The organism is Stenotrophomonas sp. Steno-C17 (assembly GCF_056393165.1).
In genome coordinates, this window is the sequence record NZ_JBWJPD010000009.1 from 18,885 (window position 1) to 41,657 (window position 22,773).

General features: G+C 67.7%; 19 protein-coding genes and 4 tRNA genes. 8 read left to right on the top strand and 15 right to left on the bottom strand.

What is annotated here, in order from left to right:
* Window positions 1-34: 34 nt before the first annotated feature.
* Both AC06FA_RS09730 and AC06FA_RS09735 read right to left on the bottom strand, forming a co-directional pair.
* On the bottom strand, window positions 35-2,143 hold the full coding sequence (locus tag AC06FA_RS09730; protein ID WP_478068114.1) for a phosphocholine-specific phospholipase C: 2,109 nt from the start codon (window positions 2,141-2,143) through the stop codon (window positions 35-37).
* 8 nt (window positions 2,144-2,151) lie between these two features.
* On the bottom strand, window positions 2,152-4,530 hold the full coding sequence (locus tag AC06FA_RS09735) for a TonB-dependent receptor (protein WP_478068115.1): 2,379 nt from the start codon (window positions 4,528-4,530) through the stop codon (window positions 2,152-2,154).
* 234 nt (window positions 4,531-4,764) lie between these two features.
* Here AC06FA_RS09735 and AC06FA_RS09740 point away from each other — a divergent pair, with 234 nt between their 5' ends.
* Window positions 4,765-5,877, top strand: coding sequence for an alpha/beta fold hydrolase (locus AC06FA_RS09740; RefSeq protein ID WP_478068116.1), 1,113 nt, complete (start codon window positions 4,765-4,767; stop codon window positions 5,875-5,877).
* A 46-nt stretch (window positions 5,878-5,923) separates the two neighbouring features.
* Here the strand turns inward: AC06FA_RS09740 and AC06FA_RS09745 are convergent, their stop codons facing one another.
* Entirely contained in the window at window positions 5,924-6,625 is a 702-nt protein-coding gene (locus AC06FA_RS09745; protein WP_478068117.1) for a pirin family protein, read from the bottom strand.
* 139 nt (window positions 6,626-6,764) lie between these two features.
* Between AC06FA_RS09745 and AC06FA_RS09750 the strand changes: the two genes are divergently transcribed.
* Window positions 6,765-7,679, top strand: coding sequence for a LysR family transcriptional regulator (locus AC06FA_RS09750; RefSeq protein WP_478068118.1), 915 nt, complete (start codon window positions 6,765-6,767; stop codon window positions 7,677-7,679).
* Window positions 7,680-8,163: 484 nt separating this feature from the next.
* On the opposite strand, the gene AC06FA_RS09755 is transcribed toward AC06FA_RS09750, so the two are convergent.
* The 10 genes from AC06FA_RS09755 to AC06FA_RS09800 all read right to left on the bottom strand — a co-directional run bounded on the left by AC06FA_RS09755 (window position 8,164) and on the right by AC06FA_RS09800 (window position 14,185).
* A tRNA-Arg gene (locus AC06FA_RS09755) sits at window positions 8,164-8,240 on the bottom strand.
* 32 nt (window positions 8,241-8,272) lie between these two features.
* A tRNA-Arg gene (locus AC06FA_RS09760) sits at window positions 8,273-8,349 on the bottom strand.
* Window positions 8,350-8,419: 70 nt separating this feature from the next.
* Window positions 8,420-8,496: transfer RNA gene (locus AC06FA_RS09765), tRNA-Arg, on the bottom strand.
* Window positions 8,487-9,413, bottom strand: a complete 927-nt coding sequence (locus AC06FA_RS09770; RefSeq protein WP_478068119.1) for an alpha/beta hydrolase family protein — start codon at window positions 9,411-9,413, stop codon at window positions 8,487-8,489. Before AC06FA_RS09770 ends, AC06FA_RS09765 begins: the two co-directional genes overlap by 10 nt.
* On the bottom strand, window positions 9,410-10,219 hold the full coding sequence (gene thiD / locus AC06FA_RS09775) for a bifunctional hydroxymethylpyrimidine kinase/phosphomethylpyrimidine kinase (RefSeq protein ID WP_478068120.1): 810 nt from the start codon (window positions 10,217-10,219) through the stop codon (window positions 9,410-9,412). Before thiD ends, AC06FA_RS09770 begins: the two co-directional genes overlap by 4 nt.
* A gap of 111 nt (window positions 10,220-10,330) precedes the next feature.
* Window positions 10,331-10,999 (bottom strand): YoaK family protein, encoded by a 669-nt coding sequence (locus AC06FA_RS09780; RefSeq protein WP_478068121.1) that lies wholly within the window; start codon window positions 10,997-10,999, stop codon window positions 10,331-10,333.
* Between the two features lie 9 nt (window positions 11,000-11,008).
* Window positions 11,009-11,515 (bottom strand): hypothetical protein, encoded by a 507-nt coding sequence (locus AC06FA_RS09785; protein WP_478068122.1) that lies wholly within the window; start codon window positions 11,513-11,515, stop codon window positions 11,009-11,011.
* The gene (locus AC06FA_RS09790) at window positions 11,512-12,912 is read right to left on the bottom strand and encodes a PhoH family protein (protein ID WP_108749260.1); all 1,401 of its coding nucleotides are present in this window, start codon (window positions 12,910-12,912) and stop codon (window positions 11,512-11,514) included. The genes AC06FA_RS09785 and AC06FA_RS09790 overlap by 4 nt, the downstream gene beginning before the upstream one ends.
* 81 nt (window positions 12,913-12,993) lie before the next feature.
* A complete protein-coding gene (locus tag AC06FA_RS09795) occupies window positions 12,994-13,473 on the bottom strand; it encodes a peroxiredoxin (protein WP_478068123.1) in 480 nt (159 codons plus the stop codon).
* A gap of 79 nt (window positions 13,474-13,552) precedes the next feature.
* Window positions 13,553-14,185 (bottom strand): glycine cleavage system transcriptional repressor, encoded by a 633-nt coding sequence (locus AC06FA_RS09800; RefSeq protein ID WP_478068124.1) that lies wholly within the window; start codon window positions 14,183-14,185, stop codon window positions 13,553-13,555.
* Between the two features lie 93 nt (window positions 14,186-14,278).
* Between AC06FA_RS09800 and dapA the strand changes: the two genes are divergently transcribed.
* Together dapA and AC06FA_RS09810 are read left to right on the top strand one after the other, a co-directional pair.
* Window positions 14,279-15,172, top strand: a complete 894-nt coding sequence (gene dapA, locus AC06FA_RS09805) for a 4-hydroxy-tetrahydrodipicolinate synthase (protein ID WP_478068125.1) — start codon at window positions 14,279-14,281, stop codon at window positions 15,170-15,172.
* Window positions 15,173-15,204: 32 nt separating this feature from the next.
* On the top strand, window positions 15,205-15,741 hold the full coding sequence (locus AC06FA_RS09810; protein WP_478068126.1) for a hypothetical protein: 537 nt from the start codon (window positions 15,205-15,207) through the stop codon (window positions 15,739-15,741).
* 148 nt (window positions 15,742-15,889) lie between these two features.
* Here AC06FA_RS09810 and fdxA read toward each other — a convergent pair whose 3' ends face one another.
* Window positions 15,890-16,213 carry a ferredoxin FdxA gene (gene fdxA, locus AC06FA_RS09815; RefSeq protein WP_108749264.1) on the bottom strand — a complete coding sequence of 108 codons (324 nt, stop codon included), beginning with the start codon at window positions 16,211-16,213 and terminating at the stop codon, window positions 15,890-15,892.
* Window positions 16,214-16,458: 245 nt separating this feature from the next.
* Here fdxA and xylB point away from each other — a divergent pair, with 245 nt between their 5' ends.
* From xylB to AC06FA_RS09830, 3 genes are read left to right on the top strand one after another with little or no spacing between them, the layout of a single operon-like run.
* Entirely contained in the window at window positions 16,459-17,952 is a 1,494-nt protein-coding gene (xylB, locus tag AC06FA_RS09820) for a xylulokinase (RefSeq protein WP_478068236.1), read from the top strand.
* A 23-nt stretch (window positions 17,953-17,975) separates the two neighbouring features.
* Window positions 17,976-19,316, top strand: coding sequence for a xylose isomerase (xylA, locus tag AC06FA_RS09825; RefSeq protein WP_478068127.1), 1,341 nt, complete (start codon window positions 17,976-17,978; stop codon window positions 19,314-19,316).
* A gap of 32 nt (window positions 19,317-19,348) precedes the next feature.
* Complete coding sequence (locus AC06FA_RS09830; RefSeq protein WP_478068128.1) at window positions 19,349-20,773, top strand: sugar porter family MFS transporter; 1,425 nt, start codon at window positions 19,349-19,351, stop codon at window positions 20,771-20,773.
* 497 nt (window positions 20,774-21,270) lie between these two features.
* Here the strand turns inward: AC06FA_RS09830 and AC06FA_RS09835 are convergent.
* Window positions 21,271-21,345, bottom strand: a tRNA-Glu gene (locus AC06FA_RS09835).
* Window positions 21,346-21,395: 50 nt separating this feature from the next.
* On the opposite strand from AC06FA_RS09835, the gene pcnB reads away from it, so the two are divergent.
* Window positions 21,396-22,772 (top strand): polynucleotide adenylyltransferase PcnB, encoded by a 1,377-nt coding sequence (gene pcnB, locus AC06FA_RS09840; protein ID WP_478068129.1) that lies wholly within the window; start codon window positions 21,396-21,398, stop codon window positions 22,770-22,772.
* The last annotated feature ends 1 nt before the right edge of the window (window position 22,773 follow it).

Here is a 22,773-nt window from a genome sequence, read left to right on the forward strand (position 1 = left end):
GCGCAGGGCAGGCGCTGCGTGCATGCGCAAGGACTCAGTCGTGCTCGAAACGCAGCGGTTGGCCGCCCATCGCCGGATCACTGCTGCCGGGGCGGCCATCTTCGGCGCGACCGGCCAGGCGCAGCTGCTGCGCACCGGCCTGCAGATGCAGGTCGTACCAGCCCGCAGTAGGTGCGGCATTCCAGTCCAGCACCTGCTCGGCACCGGCGGCCAGTGACAGCGTCTGTTCCGGCATGTGGCCTGCGTAGGCACCAGCGCTCACGCGGACCGTCTGCGCGGTGGTGCCCGGATTGCGCAGCTGCAGGTGCAGCCTGCCATCGCGATGCTGCACCCACGCCTGCAGCGCAGGCGCGCCCGCATCGCCCTGGAAGTGGCGATGGAAGCCGTTCGGGCCCAGCACCCACAGGTCGTAGCGCCCCTGTGCATCCAGCGGCCAGTGGTCCTGCAACGGCTTCCCCGGCAGCAGCGTGTAGCGCCGCGGAATCTGTTCCAGCCGCAGGCGGTCGTAGACGTGCAGCACGGCAGCAGCGCCTTCGCACGACAGCGCCAGGCCGATGCTGCCGGTATCGCGCGACTGCACCTGCACCTGCGGGCGATAGGGCAGCGCGCGCGCCGGGCGTACGCCGCGTTCCTGCCGCGCAGGCTGCAGATCGTCCGGCAATGCCGGCACGGTACGCCCAGGCAAGGTGGCGGCGCGGGCGGCCACCGCGCTGACATCGGGCAGGGCGCGCACGAACGGCCGGGTGTCGCGCTGGGCGAAGTCGAACGCGTTGACCAGATCACCGCTGACCGCGCGCCGCCACGGTGAGATGTCCGGGCAGGCCACCCCGAAGCGGCGCTCGATCAGGCGCAGCACCGAGGTGTGGTCGTACACCTGCGAGTCGACCCAGCCGCCGCGGCTCCAGGGCGAGATCACGTACAGCGGCACGCGCGGCCCCAGTCCATAGGGTCGGCCGCGCAGGTCGGCGTCGTCGTACTTCTCATCGCCAGGCGCCGGGTGCAGATGGTATTCGCCTTCGGTACTGACCGCAGAGGCGCCGGCCCAGCCATCGCCCTGCGGCGAAGGCGGTGCCGGTGGCGGCATGTGGTCGAAGAAGCCGTCGTTCTCGTCGAACATCAGCAGCAGCGCGGTACGGCTCCACACTTCAGGATCGGCGGTAAGTGCATCGAGCACGCGCGCGGTGTAGGCCGCGCCCTGCGCCGGGCTGGACGGTCCGGGATGTTCGCTGCCGGCGGCGTCGGCAATGATGAAACTGACCTGCGGCAGCGTCCCTTCGATCACGTCCTGGCGCAGTTGCGCCAGCCCCCGACTGCTGACCGCGCGGCGGCGCAGTTGCGGGTCGTGTCCTTCAGCGCCGCGATAGGCCTGGCGGAACGCTTCGAAGCCGGCCAGGGGGTTGTCGGTGAAGTTGTCGTCCATGTCCTGGTAGATCTGCCAGGACACGCCGGCCTGCTGCAGGCGCTCCACGTAGCTGGCCCAGTGGTACGACTGCGGGTGGCCGCCGTACTCGGGGAAGTTGTCGTGCGAGTTGGCGATGACCGGGCCACCGGCCCGTGCCTGCGCATCGTTGTGGCCGGTCCACAGGAACACGCGATTCGGGTTGGTGCCCGCCTGCATGGCGCAGTGGTAGGCATCGCAGACGGTGAACGCTTCGGCCAGGGCGAACTGGAACGGCAGGTCGGCCCGCTGGAAGTAGCCCATCGAGTGGTTCTGCTTGGCCTGGGGCCAGTGCGCCATGCGCCCGTGGTCCCAGGCGCGCTGCGCATCGGGCCAGGTGTGTGGGGTGCCTTCCACGCGCATGTAACCAAAGTGCCGGGCCGTATCCAGGGCGAAGGGGGCGATCGCCCGGTTGCCGTCGGCATCGGGCTGCAGCCACAGGGTACGCGGCCCCTCGGCACCGGCCAGCGGCGGTGCCGGCGCCACGAACCGATCACCGAAACCGCGCACACCGGGCAGGGTGCCGAAGTAGTGGTCGAACGAGCGGTTTTCCTGCATGAACACCACGATGTGCTGCAGGTCCTGCAGGCTGCGCGTATGCGCGGCCGGGGCGATCGCTGCTGCCCGGGCAATGCTGGGCAGCAGCGGGGAAAGGCCGGCAGCCATGCCGGCCTGCAACAACCGGCGTCGGCCGATATCAGTCACGGGTTTGCTCACAGATCCACACGGAAAGAGATGCCAACGGTACGCGGCGCGCCGATGAAGGCGGAATCGCGACCGTCCACCCCTGCAAGATACCGCTTGTCGGTCAGGTTGCTCACCACCAGGTTGGCGCCCATGCCCTTCAGGCGCGGTGACAGGCCCTGCAGGTCGAAGCCGATGTTGGCGTTGAAGACCGTGGCCGAGGGCAGCTTGTTGACGTTGGCGGCATCCAGGTAGCGGCTGCCCAGGTAGCGGCCGGACAGGCCGAAGTTCCAGTTCGCGCCCTGCCAGTCGGCCGACAGCACCAGAGTGTTTTCGGCCTGGCCGATCACCTTGGCGCCGTCGACGATGCCCAGCTGGGTATCGCGGGCGGCATCGCCACTGCCCAGGTAGGTGGAGCGGTTGTAGGTGTAGGCGGCATTGACCCGCCAGCCGTTGTCCCAGCCGTAGCCGGACGCGGCCTCCAGGCCATTGCTTTCCACGCCGCCGAAGTTCTCGTACACGCCATCGGTCACGTCCAGGTAGTCGATGCCACTGACCAGGCCCGCCGGCAGATAGACGATGCGATTGTCGAAGCGGATGTTGTACAGGGTGACCGACGCCGTCAGCGGCCAGCGGCTGATGCGCAGGCCCAGTTCGATGTTGTCGGCCGTTTCCGGTTCGACGTTGCGGAAGCGCTGCGGGTCGGTTTCGCCCAGCACCCCGGACGGGATGGCCGCGAAGTTCTGCGAGAAGCCGGCAAACAGCTCCATGCCTTCCGGGCCGGGCGCCCAGGTGAAGCCGGTGGACAGCAGCGGATCGGACTTCGAATCGCTGCTGACCTGTTCGCTGGCACCGATGGTGCGCCGGCGCGACTGGTCCACGAAGAACTGCTTCACGCCCAAGCGTGCGCTGAAGGGCCCGAAGCGTGCCACGTCCTCGATGTAGTACATCTGCTCATCGACCTTGTAGCGGTCGTCGAACTGCACCCAGTACGGCTGGTGGTCGAAGCTGATGTCCTGGCCGACGTTCAGCAGGCGGTGCCAGTCACGGCGCGCGTTGCGGTCCAGCTTCTCCACCCACAGGCCGCCACGGAGGGTGTTGTCCACCGTGCCGAATGTCTGCCGCCATTCCACGTCTGCGGTAACGCCCATGCGGTCGTTGTCGTAATGGGTGTGGCGGTAGGACTGCGCGCCGAGCACGTTGCCGGCGTAGCAGTTGGGATCGTACTCGGCACTGAAGCCGGAGCGCGGCGTGCAGCCGGCGATCGGCTGGGCGGCGCTGCCGTCGGGGTTCACGAAGTAGATCTGGCCCAGGTTGCTGCCGCCGTAGACGGTGCGCCCGCCCAGGTACTCCGATTCCGCACGGCCCGCGCCGTCGGCGCTGACATCGGCCAGGTAGGGCGGCAGCCAGTCGCCGCGGCCCTGCATGCGGTGGCCGTAGGCGGCCATGGAGGCCTTGAAGCCGTTGCCCGCGTCGAAGGCGGCGCGCAGGTAGCCGAAGGTGTTCTCGCGCAGGGCGCGCGAGCCGGAGCGGTAGTTCTGGTCCAGGTAGGGAATGCCGGTGAGGGTACCGACCAGGTTGTCGCGGTTGGGCTGGGTGGCGAAGCCCTGCGGGGTGACGCTGGTGTACTCCGGCTCGTCGGCGTCGTTGTAGGACAGGTAGCCGGTCAGCGTCCAGCGATCCAGTTCGGTGATGAACTTGCCGGCGATATGGTCGTTGCTGGCATGGCCGGTGCCGTCGATCCAGTCGTTCACTTCGGCCGACGAGGCGCTGATCCAGGCGCGGGTGTGGCCGCCCAGCAGGCCGGTGTCATAGCGCACGTAGTACTTGCGTGCGTCGTTGTCACCGGCGCCGACCACGAAGCGCAGGCGGCTGTCGTGCAGCGGGTCGCTGGTCAGGAAGTTGAGGGTGCCGCCCAGTGCTTCGTTGGAGCGCGAGGAAATGTCGGCGGTACCCTGGCTGACTTCCACCGTTTCCAGGTCCAGGGTGTCGATGTAGCGGTTGGCCAGTGAGCCGCCGCCGTAGCCGGAGCCACCGTTGGGCAGGCCGTCGATGGTGGTGCCGATCTGCTGGGTATCGCGGTTGGTGACAAAGCCGCGCATGCTGATCTGCGTGCCCCATACCGACGATCCGGTGGCGTCGGCTTCGCTGACCACCACGCCCGGTACTTCGTTCAGCGCATCGTTCACGCTGCTCATTGCCATCTGCCGGTTCAGGCTTTCGGCGCTGACCGCCGTCTTGGCATAGCTGGTGGCCTGGCCGATCACCTGTACCTGGTCCAGCGTGCGCGCATCGGTACTGGCGGTGTCGGCGGCCTCTGCCTCAGGCGCTGCGGCCAGCGCATCCAGGGCGGGGGCGATCAGCAGGGCCAGCAGGGACAAGCGGGGGAACGACGCACGCATGGGCATTGAGAGCGGACCTTCGGTGGGAAAGCCCGGGAGTGTCAGCAGTGGCAATGACATCGCGGTGACGTGAATGCGCAGGTTCGATGGCACTGCGGCGGCGGTCACAGCGGTGAGTGCGGGACGCGGGGCGGGCTGAACGGCGGCTGGGGTGTCATCAACCCGTCATGACAGTGCGATAGATGACGGCCGCCGACGCAGATAGCCTGTCGCGCTGTCGTCCCGTTCCCTTTGATGCCCATGAAGCGCCTGCTGCTGCTCCTGCTGGCGTGCGCCGGCCTGTGGCTGGCTGCATGCTCCTCCTCGATCAATGCCGGTTCCACCTCGCTCAGCGACCGTCTGGTTGCGCCGGGTGGCGTCTCGACCCTGCTGGACCAGCCGCGGCTGACCGCCGCCATTGCGGCGCTGCCCACCCGGCATGGCTTCGCTGCCGGGCGTGAGGGCGTGCCGATCTTCTGGCGGGTATTTGATCCGGGCGACTACGGCGCCCGCTACCACTACCTGCCGCAGCACCACCAGAACGGGCTGCCGCTGGATACCGGGCTGAGTCTGGCGCTGCCGCATCCGTTCCGCGCGCAGGCGCCGCGCGGCACCGTGGTGCTGCTGCACGGCTGGATGATGAACGGCGATTCCATGCTGCCGTGGTCGCTGCAGCTGGCGGGGCAGGGCTACCGGGTCGTGACCCTGGACCTGCGCAACCACGGGCAGTCGGGGGCCGGGCCGTCCGGCTATGGCACCTACGAGTCGGATGATGTCGTGGACGTGATTGCCGCACTGCGCGCACGCGGCGAAATACAGGGTCCGCTGTACCTGTTCGGGGTGTCCTACGGCGCAGCGACCGCGCTGTTTGCGGCAGACAAGCTGGGCGACCAGGTGGAAGGCGTGGTGGCGATGGAATCGTTCGCCAACGCCGGGGTGGCCATCCGCACGATGATTCCGCACCTGATGGCACTGCAGCCGGAAGGGCTGAAGGCGCAGGCGATCGCCCGCTACGCACGCTGGCGCTATGGTGGCCAGGACATCGATCAGGTGGTGGCCGCTGCAGGGCAGCGCCTGGACCTGGACCTGGACCGCGTGGACGTGGCCCGCGCACTGGCCGATACCCGTGCCTGTGTATTGCTGCTGCATGGCCAGGGTGACCAGCACATCCCGGTCAGCCAGGGGCGCGAACTGGCCCAGGCCAATCCGCGCGCGCATTACATCGAAATGCGTGGCGAAGACCACATCACCCTGCCGTTGCGGCTGGACCTGCTGGCGGGGGTGGTGGACGACTGGATGGCGCGCGATGCGCAGCATCCGGCAGCGACGTGCCCAGCGCCGCGCTTGCCGGCGCAGGCGCATTGGCGGGCGTGAACCGCTGAACCTGCGGTGCCATGCGGCACCGCAGGTTTTCCGTGTCTTACAGCGGCAGGTCGAACACCAGCACTTCGGCGTCGTTGCCGTTTTCCAGGGTCAGCTGCGCTTCGTCGCTGACCTGCAGGGCATCGCCGGCTTCCAGGGTGATGCCGTTCACCTGCAGCTGGCCACGGGCCACCTGCACATAGGCGCCACGGCCGGTGGCCAGGGCATGGTGCAGCTTCTGCTCGCCATCCAGGATGGTGGCGAAGATGCGGGCGTCCTGCTGGATGCGCAGCGAACCGTCGGCACCGTCGGGCGAGGCGATCAGGCGCAGCTGGCCGCGCTTGCTTTCCGGGGTGAAGTGGGTCTCGCGGTAGGACGGTTCGATGTTCTCGCTGTCCGGGAACACCCAGATCTGCAGGAAGTGCACCGGATCGGAGGCCGAGTGGTTGAACTCGCTGTGGCTGACGCCGCTGCCGGCGCTCATCACCTGCACGTCGCCGTAGCGCAGCACCGAACCGGTACCCATCGAATCCTTGTGCTCCAGCGCGCCGCCCAGCACGTAGGAAATGATTTCCATGTTGCTGTGGCTGTGGGTGCCGAAGCCCTGGCCGCCGATCACCTTGTCTTCGTTGATGACCCGCAGCGGGCCGAAGCTGACGTAACGCGGGTCGTAGTAGCTGGCAAAGGAGAAGGTGTGGCGGGAAGACAGCCAGCCATGCTCGGCCAGGCCACGGGTAGCGCTCTTGCGGATCTGCAGCATGATGATTCTCCTTGTTCGATGGTTTCGATGGGGCGGGGTGGGCCGGTGGCCGCTGTGTTTCCCCGTTGGAGAGAAGTATCTGCTTGCGCCGCGGGTTTGAAAAACGGATAGTTTTGACAGCCATCATCGAAAATTTCGAATGCTCAAGATCAGCCTCGATGCCCTGCAGATCCTGGACGCCATCGACCGTCGCGGCTCGTTTGCCGGCGCCGGCAAGGCCCTGCACAAGGTGCCGTCCACCATTTCCTACACCGTGGCCAAGCTGGAGGAAGATCTGGGCGTGCAGCTGTTCGACCGGGTGGGCCCGCGCGCGGAGCTGACCGAGGCCGGGCGTGCGCTGCTGGACGAGGGCCGCCACCTGCTGCGTGCCGCCCGCGAGCTGGAGCTGCGGGTGCGCCGGGTGGCCTCGGGCTGGGAGGCGGAGCTGAGCCTGGCGGTGGATTCGATGTTCCCGACCTGGCTGCTGGGTCCGGAGATCGCCGCGTTCCGCAGTATCGAGGCGCCGACGCGCCTGCGGCTGTTCGGCGAGGCGCTGTCGGGCACCTGGGAGGCGTTGCTGGACCGCCGTGCCGACCTGCTGGTGGGGGCGGCGGGCGAGGGGCCCAGTGGCGGTGGCTACGTGGTGGAGCCGCTGGGCAGCGTCGATTTCGTGTTTGCGGTGGCGCCGGATCATCCGCTGGCGCAGGTGCCGGGTGTGCTGGGCCGCGAGCAGCTGGCCGAGCATTGCGCCATTGCGGTGTCCGATTCCGCGCGGCGTCTGCTGCCGCGCACCGTGGGCCTGCTGATGGGGCAGGAGATCCTGACGGTGCCGGACATGGCCAGCAAGCTGAAGCTGCAATGCCAGGGGCTGGGATTCGGCTTCCTGCCCGAGCCGTGCGCGCGCGCGGCGGTGGCGCGCGGGGAGCTGGTGATCCGCGAGGTGGAAGAGCCCAAGGCGGAGGAAACGTTCTGGCTGGCCTGGCGCACGGGTGAAGATGGCGCGGCCCTGCGCTGGTGGCGCGAGCGCCTGCGCAGGCCGGAACTGCTGGCGCAGTGGTGGCAGGCCATGGGGTAGATCCACGCCATGCGTGGATGGGGTGTGGTCTGCAGGGCTGCGCCCTGCACCTGCTCAATGCAACGGCAACGGCAACGGCAACGGCAACGGCAACGGCAACGGCAAAAGCTGGGTATCCGTGGGGTGGCGGGGTGGGTCCGGCTGAGGGGGACGCTGCAAGTACGTCCATGTAAGCTCGGTCGCCGCATCCATGCGGCTCACGCCCCCTCAGCCGGACCCACCCCGCCTTCGACAGTTTGCCGCGATCTGTCGGAACGGCACGGGGTCGGATCCCGTTGCTACGCAACGGGCTCTGACCCCAGATTCAATATTCAATTCGATATCTGACAGAAAAATCGTGTCGACCAAGGTCGACACCTACCAAGAGCAATAGCGGCAGCCGTTACCAACCGCCGCAGGAAAAAGCTTCTGCAGGTGCAGGGCGCAGCCCTGCAGAAAACACACATAAAAAAACAGCAGGCCGAGGCCTGCTGTTTCGGTGTAATGGTGCGCCCGGAGAGATTCGAACTCCCGACCGCCTGGTTCGTAGCCAGGTACTCTATCCAACTGAGCTACGGGCGCCAATTACATAAACTTGTTGTATCGATCGTGTGTGGTGCGCCCGGAGAGATTCGAACTCCCGACCGCCTGGTTCGTAGCCAGGTACTCTATCCAACTGAGCTACGGGCGCGCGGTACACAATCAATTTGTCACATCATTTTACTGCATCTTCCAGCGGCGGATGCTGAAAGCCTGTCGAGTGGTGCGCCCGGAGAGATTCGAACTCCCGACCGCCTGGTTCGTAGCCAGGTACTCTATCCAACTGAGCTACGGGCGCCCTGCGACAGGAGCGGAATTATGCGGATGTCGGCGCCCGACGTCAACGCTTTTGTGAAAATTTTCATTCAACTGAATGAAAAAGCTTTCCGCCACGACGTCCGGGGCCTTCATCCAGGCGAAGTGATCGGCGCGCGTGCCCAGTTCCTGCGCGGACAGCACGCGCACGCGCGAGGCCACATTCGGCAGCTTGGCCATCAGCGCCTGCATCGAACCCAGCGGCGCAAACCAGTCATCGGCCATCAGCACCGCCTGCGCCGTGCCGTGGACGCGCGCCAGCTGTGCATCCAGGTCTTCGGCCATGCCGACGGCGGCATAACGGTTGTTCAGGCCCACCCGCGCCCAGTCGGCAATCAGCCCGCGTGCCTCGGTGCCACCGAAGCCGAGGCGGCGGCCATGCAGCACGCCCTGGCGGCGCGCGATCCATGGCAGGAAACGGTAGAACAGCGGCAGCAGCCAGCCGCGCGGGGGAGGGAAGGCGCGCCAGAACGGGGTGCCGCTGGCTGCCAGCCACAGGTGCTGGAAGCGATCCGGCATGCGGCCCGCATGCACGCAGGCCAGCTGTCCGCCCAGGCTGTGTCCACCGATGATCCACGGCACGACGGCCGCCGCGGCGTCCTCGGCGCGCAGCACCGCCTGACTGGCAGGCAGATCCTGTTCGAGAATCTCGCGGTAGCCCCAGTCGGTCGTGCGCGACGGTCGCAGCGCGCTGCTGCCATTGCCCCGCCATTCGTGCAGGTAGACGGCGATACCGCGCGCGGCCAGCGCCTGCGCCAGCGGCAGGTAGTGGCGCGCGGCCACGCCCAGCGCCGGCAGCCACAGCAGGCGTGCCAGCGGCTGTGCCGGCACGCAGGCGATGATCTCGTACTGATGGCCATCGCCGCTGTTCACGGCGATCGTCCGTGGCGTCGCGCTCATGCGTGCGGCGCCGCGCCGAAGTGGTCCAGCACCCGCACCTCACTGCGGCCAGGTGCATAGCCCTGCTGCAGTCCGCGCGCCACGTAGTCGATGCCTGCTTCGCAGGCGTTGGCCAGGCTGAGTCCGTTGCACAGTTGTGCGGCGATGGCCGAGGCCAGCGTGCAGCCGGTGCCGTGTGCATCCAGCGGCAGTCGGGCGTGGATGAATTCTTCGCTGCTGACGCCGTCGAAATAGCGATCGACCACGCGGTTGCCTTCCTGCAGATGGCCGCCCTTCAACAGCACGGCACCTGCGCCCAGCTCCAGCAGCGCAGCCGCCGCCTGCTCCGCCTGCGCGGCGTTGCCGATGCTGCGGCCGACCAGCAGTTCGGCTTCGGGCGTGTTCGGGGTGATCAGCGTGGCCAGGGGAATCAGGCGTTCGCGCAGGGCCTGCAGTGCGCTGTCTTCCAGCAGGCGCGCGCCGCTGGTGGCGACCATCACGGGGTCCAGCACCACCTGGGCGGGGCGGCGCTGTTCAAGCACCTCGGCGACCGCGTTGATCACCTCGGCATTGGCCAGCATGCCGAGCTTCACCGCGTGGATGTCGAAATCGTCGAAGCAGGCGTCCAGCTGCGCGCGCAGGAAGTCGATCGGCGGTACATGCACCGCCGTTACCCCACGGGTGTTCTGTGCGGTCAGTGCGGCGATCACCGACAGGCCATGCACGCGGTGGGCAGCAAAGGCTTTCAGGTCGGCCTGGATGCCCGCGCCACCGCCGGAATCGGAGCCGGCGATGGTCAGGGCGGAAACGGGCGTAGAGGGGCTCATGGACCGATTGTGCCGTGGTCCCGCAGGCGCGGGTAGAGTCGAGCTTGCTCGACTGCCGCAAGCCGGGGTCAGAGCCCTCTCCGCCGGAGAGGGATCTGACCCCACGCACCCTCAATGCCGCCAGCGCGCCCATTGCTGGTACACCACGTAGACGATGCCGGTCAGGCCGGTCAGCAGCGCCGGTGCCAGCAACGCGTCGTACTGCCAGCGCACGAACAGCCAGGCGCCGATCACCCCGCCGGCCAGGAAGCCGCTGATGATCAGGCCGCTCAGGGTCAGTCGCCGCAGTTGCAGCGGCAGCCCGCGCAGCAGGTGGCCCAGGCCGATGCCCAGGTCGGTGAACATGCCGCTCAGATGCGTGGTGCGCACCACCGCGCCACTGAAGGTGGTGGCCATGGCGTTCTGCAGGCCACAGGCCATGGCCGCGGCCAGTGCGCCCCAGATCTGCTGCTGTTCAAACAGCGGAATGGCCACCAGCAGCAACATCGACTCGATCGCCAGTGCCACGCCGTAGCGGCGGCCCAGCTGCAGGGTGCTGTCCTGGATCAGCAGGCCGCTGAGCATGGCGCCCAGCGAGAAGGCGATCAGCAGGCCCCACAGGTGACCCACGGCGCGCCAGTCGCCCTGGGCCAGGGCCATGCCCAGCTGGCTGGTGCTGCCGGTCATGTGGCTGACCGCCTGGTGCTCGAAGCCCAGGAAGCCAACCACATTGACCATGCCGGCCACGCACGAGAGCGCGACCGCGCCGATCCAGACCCAGGTGGGCAGGCGGATTCCCATGCCGCCGCGTCAGGGCGAGGACAGCTTGCCGCCGTTGAACTGCAGTTCGCTGAAGGTGCTGGTGGACGGGTCGAACACCGCGCCCCAGAACTGGCGACCACCATCGCATGCGCGCACTGCTTCGCGGGCCGGATTCACGCTGCCGTCGTCGGGCAGATGGAAGGCGTTGATGTAGATCAGCCGCTGGCCCGCGCTTTCGATGCCGACGTACTGACGGTCGAAATCCAACACGTGCGGCACCTGCGCTTCCAGCGAGGACAGCTTGGCCTCCAGCAGGTCCACCTGCTGCCGGCTGGGCGCCCAGTAACCGCTGACCCGCCCGGCCTCGCGGCCGGGGCTGGGCCGCGAGCAGGTGTCCAGCACCTGCGCGGCGATGAGTGGTCGGGTGACCACCCACGATTGACCGGTACGTTCGGCGGTGGGCACGCTGGCGGGGCCGCGCGTGGTGCTGCAGGCCGCCAACGTGGCGGCAAGGGCGATCGCTGCCAGCGGCAGCAGGCGCGGTGTACGGCTCACAACACCTCCGAAGCGTAGTCGGCCAGGCGCGAACGCTCACCCCGGCGCAGGGTGATGTGTGCGCTGTGCGGCCAGTTCTTGAAGCGATCCACCGCGTAGGTCAGGCCCGAGGTGGTTTCGGTCAGGTACGGGGTGTCGATCTGTTCGACGTTGCCCAGGCAGACGATCTTGGTGCCGGGACCGGCGCGGGTGATCAGGGTCTTCATCTGCTTGGGCGTGAGGTTCTGTGCCTCGTCCAGGATCAGATAACGTGACAGGAAGGTACGGCCGCGCATGAAGTTCATCGAGCGGATCTTGATGCGGCTGGCCAGCAGGTCGTTGGTGGCCTGGCGGCCCCAGGTGCCGCCTTCCTGGTTGTGCGTGAGCACTTCCAGGTTGTCGGTCAGCGCGCCCATCCACGGCGTCATCTTTTCTTCTTCGGTGCCGGGCAGGAAGCCGATGTCCTCGCCCACGCTCACCGTGGCACGGGTCATGATGATCTCGCGGTAGCGCTGCTGGTCCATGGTCTGCGCAAGGCCGGCGGCCAGCGCCAGCAGGGTCTTGCCGGTACCGGCGGTGCCCAGCAGGGTGACGAAATCGATCTCCGGGTCCATCAGCGCGTTCAGCGCGAAATTCTGCTCGCGGTTGCGCGCGCTGATGCCCCACACGGCGTGGCTGCCGTGGCGGAAGTCATCGACCAGCGACAGCACCACCTTGCCATCGCCCACCACGCGGCTGACGCGCAGTTCCACTTCGTCTTCGCCGGGCAGGTACACGTACTGGTTCGGATACCACTCCTCGCCATCCTGCGCCTGGATTTCATAATGAGTGCGGCCCTTGTCGCTCCAGCTGCGCAGGTCTTCGCCATGGCGCTTCCAGAAGTCTTCGGGCAGCTCGGTGGCGCCGGTGTACAGCAGGCTGAAATCATCCAGCGCGCGATCGTTCTCGTAGTCCTCGGACACGATGCCGGCGATGGCCGCCTTGATGCGCAGGTTGATGTCCTTGGAAACGAACACCACCGGCAGGTCCGGGGTTTCTTCCTTCAGCGCCAGGATCGCGCCGAGGATGGCGTTGTCCGGAATGACCTTGCCGAAACTCTTGCCGGCGTCGAAGTGGCTGGTCTGGAAGCGCAGCTTGCCGGCGCTCTGCTTGCCGCGCAGCTGCAGGCCGTTGGGGCGCTGCAGCGGAATGCCGTCGGCCAGGTTGTCCAGGCCCGATTCCTGCACCAGCTCGTTGAGGAAGCGGCTCACCTGGCGGGCGTTGCGGCTCGCTTCAGAGGTGCCCTTCTTGCCGTTGTCCAGTTCCTCGATCACCTGCATGGGCAGGTAGACGTCGTGTTCCTCGAACTTGAACAGCGCGGTGGGATCGTGCATCAGCACGTTGGTATCCAGCACGTAGATGCGCTTGCCTCGGGTCATCGTCGTTTCCTGGTTACGGACAGGGAAAAACCACCACAGCCTGCAGGGCAGGGTGGTGGCGGACAGAGTGGGCGATGGGACTCACTTGGTTTGGGCGGCCTTGAGTTCGGCGAGGACGGCATCGGCGTGGCCAGCGACCTTGACCTTGCGCCATGCCTGCACGATACGACTGTCGGGAGAAATCAGGAAGGTGCTGCGCTCGATGCCACGTACCTGCTTGCCGTACATGTTCTTCAGCTTGATCACGTCGAATGCGCTGCACAGGGCTTCATCGCCATCACTGACCAGCGGGAAGTTGAAACCCTGCTTGGCGCAGAAGTTGTCGTGCGACTTCACCGAATCGCGCGAGACGCCGAGCACGACCGCGCCGGCCTTCTTGAATTCGGGCAGCAGCGCGTTGAAGTCGATGCCTTCGGTGGTGCAGCCGGGGGTGCTGTCCTTGGGGTAGAAGTACAGCACCAGCCACTGGCCGGCGTAATCGCCGAGGGTGGCCTGGTGGCCGCCGGACAGGGCCAGCGGCAGGGAAAGGATGGTGCTGTCCAGGGTATCGCCGTTGTTCATGAGGTCCTTCTGTCGAGCCTGGGTTGTTTCTACGACAATTGCATGAAACGCCACGCGCCCGTGAGAGGCGCGCGAAGAATCAGAATTTCATCGGGTCCATGATCGCGTCCAGGTTCAAGTGGTCGCAGAATTCAAGGAAGTCGTCGCGCAGCGCGGCGATGTGCATGTTGGCCGGCACGCCGATGGTCACCTGCGCGCTGAACATTTCAGCGCCGGTCTGCATGGCGCGGTAGCGGGTGCTCTGCAGGTTCTCGATGGTGATGCCCTGGCGGTCGAAGAAATCGGCCAACTGGAACAGGATGCCCGGCTTGTCGGCGGCGATCACTTCCACGATGTAGGGCAGCAGGTTCGACTGCGCCTGCTTGGCGGCGGTGCGGTACCAGACCAGCTTCAGGCCTTCTTCGCGCTCCAGGCGGGTCAGCATGGCTTCCAGCTTGGCCACCGAATCCCAGGAACCGGTAGCCAGCGCGGTCACCGAGACATCGCGGCCAACGGTGGCCAGGCGTGCGTCGACCAGATTGCAGCCACTGTCGGCGATGCGGCGGGTGACAGACAGCAGGGGAGACTCCGGATGCGTCGTATAGGCGTTGATCAGGAGGTGGTTTTCGCTCGGCGCGGGGCGCGGGGTGGTGTCGGTCAAGGCGATTCCGGGTAATGCTTGGGGTGAGTCTGAATGCCCGCCGGGGGGCGGGAATCCACCGGTGTCCAGCATACTTGCCCGTGGTTTCGCGCCGCAAGTAACATTCAGGTCGCCCCCGGCCAGTATTGGCGGGCGTTTCCCTTCCCAGCCAAGAGCAGCACGTCCTTGTCCCTTTCCGGCCTCATCACCGCGCTGGCGACCCCGTTCCGGGCCGACGGCTCCCTCGATCCCGACGGTTGGCAGCGCCTGCTGCACCTGCAGCTGGAGGCGGGCGTCCAGGGCGTTGTCGTCGCCGGCTCCACCGGCGAAGCCGCCACCCTGTCCGATGCCGAGTACGACCAGCTGCTGGCCAGCGCGGTCGAGCGCATCGGCGGGCGCATTCCGGTCCTGGCCGGCACCGGCCTGTCGGGTACCGCCAAGACCATCGAACAGACCCGCCGTGCCGCCGCGCTGGGCGCGACCCACGCACTGGTGGTCACCCCGCCGTACGTGCGCCCGACCCAGGCCGGCCTGATCGCGCACTACCGTGCCGTGGCCGACCAGGGTGGGCTGCCGGTGGTGCTGTACAACGTGCCCGGCCGTACCGGTTGCGACATGCTGCCGGAGACCGTGGCCGAACTGGCCCGCCATCCGAACATCGTCGGCATCAAGGAAGCGGTGGGCGACACCGGCCGGGTGCAGGCGCTGCTGGCGCTGTCGGCCCCGGATTTCGCCGTGCTCAGTGGCGATGACGGTACTGCCGCCCGCTCGATCCAGGCCGGCATGGATGGCCTGATCTCGGTCGGTTCCAACGCGCTGCCGGGCGCCTACCGCCGCATGTGCGCGCTGGCCGCCGCCCACGACCATGAAGCCGCCGAATCGTGGGATGGCCGCCTGCAGCCGTTCCACGATTTCTGTGGCGTCGAGCCCAACCCGATTCCGGTCAAGGCGCTGCTGCGCCGGATCGGCATCGGCCACGATCTGCGCCTGCCGCTGCTGCCGTTGTCGGCCGAGCATGCGCCGGCTGCCGACCACCTTGCCGGCGACATCGCCGCCCTTGAAGCCCTTTCCAGCCACTGACCTTTCGTCGTGGCCTGATCCAGGAGATCCACATGCGTCAATCCGTTTCCACTGTCCGCGTGCTGTCCTACGCCCTGCTTGCCGTCGCCGTGGCCGCCGGTACCACCGGCTGCTTCAAGCGCGGCGCCAAGGGCGACTACGCCCTGGCCCCTGAAATGCGTCCGCTGGAAGTGCCGCCGGATCTGAACCTGCCGGCCGGTGCTGGCAGCAACCAGATGCCGGCGCTGGCACCGGCTCCGCAGCAGGCCGCCCCGATGGCACCGGCTGCACCGGCCGCCGCGGCGGCGCCGGCTGCCAACAACACCGGTTTCATCGTGCCGGGCAGCAAGGACGAGGCGTTCACCAAGGTCGGCACTGCCCTGGAAGGCCTGGAAGGCGTGACCATCGCCACCCGCGCGCAGCTGCTGGGCTCGTACGACGTGGCCTATGAAGGCAGCAACTTCCTGGTGCGCGTGGTGGCCGTTGATGCCGGCGCATACATCTCGGCGGTCGACCCGCGCGGCCTGCCGGCCACCGCCGAAGCCCCGGTGAAGCTGATCGCCGCGCTGAAGGCCAAGCTGGCGCCGTAAGCGCCGGGCCATGCCTTGCGATGGTAGGCGTCAACCTTGGTTGACGCTCAGGTGCCAACCAAGGTTGGCACCCACCAGGGCGGAGGTGGGCACCCAGCCATGAAAAAGGGCGCCCATGGCGCCCTTTTTCGTTGCAACCGCAGGCGCCTCAGCGCTCCAGCAGTTTCAGTTTGTCCGGCTTGCCGTCCCAGTCGCCAGCGTCGGCAGGCGGGTCCTTGCGCACGGTCAGCACCGGCCATTCGCGCGCCAGTTCGGCGTTCAGGCCCACGAACACTTCCTGGCCGGCGGGCACATCGTCCTCGGGGAAGATCGCGTTGACCGGGCATTCCGGCTCGCACAGGGTGCAGTCGATGCACTCGTCCGGGTCGATCACGAGGAAGTTCGGGCCTTCGTGGAAACAGTCCACGGGGCACACTTCCACGCAATCGGTGTGTTTGCACTTGATGCAGTTTTCGGTGACGACAAAGGGCATAAGGGGGGAGGCAGATCCGTCTTCAAGCGGACAATTCTAGAACAGGTTGACCGCGCGCGCTGCCGTTGCGCGCTTCGCCGCGCTGGAACGTACTGATCGGCGGTCTGCCATCGGCCGCGGCGTGCTGCCCCGCAGCCGGCTTTGCCGCAGTGCACATTGCCAAGCCGACGACCGCCCCGGCAGACTCGATGTCCATCGGTGGACATCTGGCGGGTGACAGTGCGGATCGCAGCGAAGGGCAGGGCATGAGCGTCTATCTGGGCATCGATGCCGGCACCCAGAGTGTGAAAGTGGTGGCCTACGACGCGCAGGCGCGGCAGGTGCTGGCCCAGCAGGCGCGGCCCTTGTCGCTGGCCGCCACTGACGACGGCGGACGCGAGCAGAACGCGGCAGACTGGGTGCAGGCGCTGGTGCAGGGCATCCAGGCCTTGCCGGGCACGGTACGGGCGCGGGTGCGCGGGCTTGCCGTTTCCGGGCAGCAGCATGGCTTCGTACCGCTGGGTGCCGACAACCGCGCGTTGGCACCGGTCAAGCTGTGGTGCGACACCAGCAGCAGCGAACAGTGCGCGCAGATCATGTCCGCCATGGGCGGCGCGGCGGCCTGCATCGCCGAGGCCGGCAATGACCTGCGCGTGGGTTACACCGCCTCCAAGCTGCGCTGGACCCGCCAGCACCGGCCCGCGGTGGACGCGGCGCTGGACGGCATCGCGCTGCCGCATGACTACCTGAACCTGTGGCTGACCGGGCAACGCTTCATGGAGGCGGGAGATGCCTCCGGTACCGGCTGGCTGGATGTGCGCCGGCGCACGTGGTCGGCCGCGATGCTGGCGGCCACCGACGAGCGCCGCAACCTGGCCGACCTGTTGCCGCCGCTGGTCCGGCCGGACCAGGGCTTCGCCCTGCTGCCCGCCGTGGCGGCCCTGCTGGGCCTGCCTGCCGACGTCCGTGTGGCGGTCGGCGGTGGCGACAACATGATGGCGGCCATCGGTACCGGCGCGGTGCGCGAAGGGCGGTTGAGCATGAGTCTGGGGACCTCGGGCACCCTGTTCGCCTGGAGCGCCACGCCCTGCGTCGACCCGCTGGGGCGCTGGGCCGCGTTCTGCGCTTCGGATGGCGGCTGGCTGCCGCTGATCTGCACCATGAACTGCACGGTCGCCACCGGCCAGGTCGCCGCCCTGCTGGGGCAGTCGCCTGCGCAGTGCGAAGACCTGCTGGCGCGCAGTGTGCCTGGCGCCGACGGGCTGGTGATGCTGCCGTTCTTCAATGGCGAGCGCAGCCCCGACCTGCCGTTGGCGCGCGGTGCCCTGCATGGCCTGAACCTGCACAACCTGGGCCCGGCCAACCTCTATCGCGCGGCGATGGAGGGGGCCAGCTACAGCCTGCGGCTGGGCTACGACGCGCTGGTCGAGGGCGGCCTGCGCGGCCAGCGCCTGGTGCTGACCGGCGGCGGTGCCAACAGCGCCGCATGGCGCCAGTTGATCGCCGACCTGTTCCGGTTGCCCGTGGTCGTGCCGGTGCAGGCCGAAGGTGCCGCCTTCGGCGCGGCCCTGCAGGCGCTTTGGCTGTGCGAGGGGCAGGGCGGGGCGTTGGCCGATCTGGTCGATGACCACCTGCAGTTCGACGCCGCCCTGGCCGCCCAGCCCGATCCCATGCGCGCGGCCGCTTACGAGGCCGGCTACCGGCGTTTCGTCCACCACCTGCAGGCACTGACGCCGCTGTTCCAGCAGCGCCTGCCCTGATCCCGAAGAAGGAAGCATCGTCCATGGCAAGCCCGTTCCATGTAGGTCAGCGTGAGTACTTCCCCGGCATCGGCCGCATCGCCTTCGAAGGCCGCGATTCGGACAATCCGCTCGCCTTCAAGGTCTATGACGCGCAGCGGCAGATCGGCGGGCGCAGCATGGCCGAACACCTCCGCTTCGCCGTGGCCTACTGGCACAGCTTCTGTGGTGCCGGCCAGGACCCGTTCGGGCCGGGGACCCGCGCCTATTCCTGGGAACAGGGCGATACACCGCTGGCGCGTGCCGAAGCGCGCTGCGACGCCGCGTTCGAGTTCTTCACCAAGCTGGGCGTGCCGTACTGGTGCTTCCACGACGTGGACCTGGCCCCCGACGCCGATGACATCGGCGAATACCGCGCCAATCTGGCACACATGGTCGAGCTGGCCAGCCAGCGCCAGCAGCAGACCGGCATGCAGCTGCTGTGGGGCACGGCCAATCTGTTCTCGCACCCGCGCTACATGAACGGTGCGGCGACCAACCCGGACTTCGCTGTGGTGGCGCGTGCCGCCGTGCAGGTCAAGGCCGCGCTGGAGGCCACCGTGGCCCTGGGCGGCAGCAACTACGTGTTCTGGGGCGGCCGCGAAGGCTACGCCTGCCTGCTCAACACCGACATGAAGCGCGAGCAGGCGCATCTGGCGCGCTTCCTGGCCGCGGCGCGCGACCATGGCCGCAGCATCGGCTTCCAGGGCACCTTCCTGATCGAGCCCAAGCCGATGGAGCCGATGCATCACCAGTACGATTTTGACAGTGCCACCGTGGTCGGCTTCCTGCGCGAACACGGGCTGGACGCGGATTTCAAACTGAACATCGAGGCCAACCACGCCACGCTGTCCGGCCACACCTTTGCCCACGATCTGCAGGTGGCGGCCGATGCCGGGCTGCTGGGCAGCATCGATGCCAACCGTGGCAATCCGCAGAACGGGTGGGATACCGACCAGTTCCCGACCGATCTGTACGACACCGTCGGGGCGATGCTGGTGGTGCTGCGGCAGGGCGGGCTGGGCCACGGCGGGCTGAACTTCGATGCCAAGGTGCGGCGCGAATCGACCGATCCGCAGGATCTGTTCCTGGCCCACATCGGCGGCATGGACGCGTTTGCCCGCGGACTGGAGGTGGCCCATGCGCTGCTGCAGCAGTCGCCGCTGGAGCAGTGGCGGCGCGAGCGCTACGCCAGCTTCGACCAGGGCCCGGGCCAGGCCTTCGCGGCCGGCCAGCTGGGCCTGGATGCGCTGTGCGCGCTGGCCGAGCAGGGCGGTGAGCCGCGCCAGCGTAGCGGACGGCAGGAGGCCTATGAGAACCTGCTGAACCAGTACCTGCTGCGCTGAGCGGCAGGCCATTTCCATTCGCGGATGAACCCATGTCCACAGCGATTCCTGCAAGCGCCGGCAGCCGCGGCGAAAACACGGCCTTCATCGTTCTGATCAGCTGCGTGGCCACCCTCGGTGGTTTCCTGTTCGGCTTCGACAGCGGGGTGATCAACGGCACGGTCGATGGCCTGCGCCAGGCGTTCAACTCCAGTGAGGCCGCGCTGGGCTTCGAGGTGGCCTCGATGTTGCTGGGCTGCGCCATCGGTGCGTTTGTGGCCGGGCGCCTGGGTGACCTGCTGGGCCGCCGCAGCGTGCTGATCATTTCGGCGGTGCTGTTCCTGCTGTCGGCGCTGGGTGCGGGCGCAGCCCATGCATCGTGGCTGTTCGTGGCCGCGCGCATGGTCGGCGGTTTCGCGGTGGGCGCAGCCAGCGTGATGTCGCCGGCCTACATTGCCGAAGTCGCCTCGGCGCGCTACCGCGGCAAGCTGGCCACCGTGCAACAGATGGCGATCATCAGTGGCCTGTTCGCCGCGTTCCTGAGTAACTACCTGCTGGCACGGGCAGCCGGTGCGTCCACCGAGCCGCTGTGGCTGGGGCAGGAGGCCTGGCGCTGGATGTTCTGGATGCAGGCCATTCCGTCGCTGCTGTTCCTGGTGCTGCTGCTGACCATTCCCGAGAGCCCGCGCTTCCTGGTTGCCAAGGGCCGCCACGCGCAGGCCGAAGCCGTGCTGGCACGGCTGTACGGGCCGGCCGAGGCGCGGGTGAAGCGTGGCGAGATCGAGGGCAGCCTGGCCCAGGACCAGCATCGCCCGACGTTTGCCGATCTGAAGGACAAGGCCAGCGGCAAGCTGCGCGGCATCGTCTGGGTAGGTATCGGCCTGGCGGTGCTGCAGCAGCTGGTGGGCATCAACGTGGTGTTCTACTACGGCGCGGTGCTGTGGCAGGCGGTGGGTTTCTCGGAAAACGACGCGCTGCTGATCAACGTCCTGTCCGGCGCGCTCAGCATCGGCGCCTGCCTGGTCACGGTGTTGCTGATCGACCGGATCGGCCGCAAGCCACTGCTGTGGGTCGGCTCGGTGGGCATGGCGGTGTCGCTGGCGCTGATGGTGGTGGCCTTCGCCAGTGGCAGCCTGGTGGACGGGCGGCTGCAGCTGTCCGACGGCATGGGCCGGCTGGCGCTGGTGGCGGCCAACGTCTACGTGGTGTTCTTCAACATGTCCTGGGGCCCGGTGATGTGGGTGATGCTGGGCGAAATGTTCCCGAACCAGATCCGCGGCTCCGCGCTGGCAGTGGCCGGTGCGGCGCAGTGGACGTCGAACTTCGCCATCACCGTCACCTTCCCGATGCTGCTGGCCGGCATCGGCCTGGCCGGCGCCTACGGCATCTACACCGTGGCGGCCTTCCTCTCCATCTTCTTCGTCGTCCGCTACGTCCGCGAAACCAAGGGCAAGGAACTGGAGCAGATGGAAGGCTGACGCGCTTTGGCTTCGGTGGCGCTGCGTTCGCGCCTCCCGGCTACGTGGGGGAGGGGGCAGGCCGCCCTCTCCAGGACACGCAAGATCCCCTCCATGGTGCTCGATGGCGCCATCCCTGGCGCCAACGGTCCTGGAGAGGGCGGCCTGCCCCCTCCTGACAGTTTCATGGTGTGTGCGGCAGCCGCGGGCGGGTTGGACAGGACGCCCAACCCCGGTCTTGCCGTGCGCGCAGGACAGCGCACACGAGCAAGGCGCCTACGAGCCCCCATGGGTGAGGGCGCTTTGCTTGCGAAGCACTGCTTCGCAAGCGCCCGAACGCACAGCCGCCAGCGGCTGGGCCGGACTGGGGGTTAACGGCGTGTCCTGGCCTGGGTGACCCCACCGGCTCATGCCGATGGCAGGCAGGCGCTACAGCGACCAAGCGTCCGGAGCAGTGAACCCCGGAAAACAGAAAAGCCCGCGCATTGGCGGGCTTTTTCGGTTCCTGCTGCGGCGACTGGTGCTCCCTAGGGGACTCGAACCCCTGTTTTAGCCTTGAGAGGGCCACGTCCTAACCACTAGACGAAGGGAGCATGTATGTCGCTGCCGAGGCAGGAGCGGTAGTATAGGTACCTCGATGCCAATGGGCAATCCCGAAACTTCAACCGGAAGCGCCAACATCATTTCCCCTGCTCCATCTCCGTTCAGCCTGCGCGTCATTCCGCGCGACCAGCACACGATCTCCCGCAAGGAGATCAGCCCGAACGCCCTGCGCGTGCTCTACCGCCTGCGCGATGCCGGTTTCGGCGCCTACCTCGTGGGCGGCGCGGTGCGCGACCTGCTGGTCAACGGCCAGCCCAAGGATTTCGACGTGGCCACCGACGCCACGCCCGAACAGGTCAAGCAGCTGTTCCGCAACTGCCGCCTGATCGGCCGCCGTTTCCGCCTTGCCCACGTGGTCTTCGGCCGCGAAATCATCGAAGTGGCCACCTTCCGTGCCAACAGCGATGACGGCAGCGGTGACCGCGAAATGGAAAACGGCATGCTGGTGCGTGACAACGTCTACGGCACCATCGAAGACGACGCCGTGCGCCGCGACTTCACCTGCAACGCCCTGTACTACGCCATCGAGGATTTCTCGGTGCGCGACTACGTCGGCGGCTTCGAGGACGTGCAGGCACGCCTGATGAAGCTGATCGGCGACCCCGAGCAGCGTTACCGCGAAGACCCGGTGCGCATGCTGCGTGCGGTGCGCCTGGCCGCCAAACTCGGTTTCCAGATCGAACAGGGCACCGCCGCGCCCATTCCGCAGCTGGCCGGCCTGCTCAACGAAGCGGCCCCGGCACGCCTGTTCGAAGAAGTGCTGAAGCTGTTCCTGTCCGGCCACGGCGTGGCCAGTTTCGAAGGCCTGGAGCGCTATGGCCTGCTGGACGTGCTGTTCCCGGAAAGCGCCAAGGCGCTGAAGGCGAACCGTACCGGTGCCCTGCGCCGCATGCTGGTGGAAGGCCTGGCCAACACCGATGCACGCGTGGCCAACGATGAGCCGGTGTCGCCGGCGTTCCTGTTCGCGCTGCTGCTGTGGCCGGCCTACTGCCGTGCCCAGGCCACCCTGCTGAAGCAGGGCGTGGCCCCGGAAGAGGCGCAGCGTCGCGCCGCCGACCGGGTGACGGTGCAGCAGCTGAGCACCATCGCGCTGCCGCGCCGGTTCTCGCTGCCCATGCAGGAAATCTGGCTGCTGCAGTCGCGCTTCGGCTCACGCCAGCGCAAGCGCGTGCTGCGCACGTTGACCCACCCGCGCTTCCGTGCCGCCTTCGATTTCCTGTCGCTGCGCCAGGTGGCCTCAGCCGAGCACGAAGCCGATGTGCAGTTCTGGCGCGAGGCGCAGGCGCAGTCGGGCAACGAGCTGGAGCACGCGCTCGATGCCATGCACGCCGAGGGCGGCGACGAAGAGGGCGGGGCGCCGCGCAAGCGCCGCCGTCGTCGCCGTCGCAGCGGTGGCCCGGGCGGCGCCGCCGAGTAAG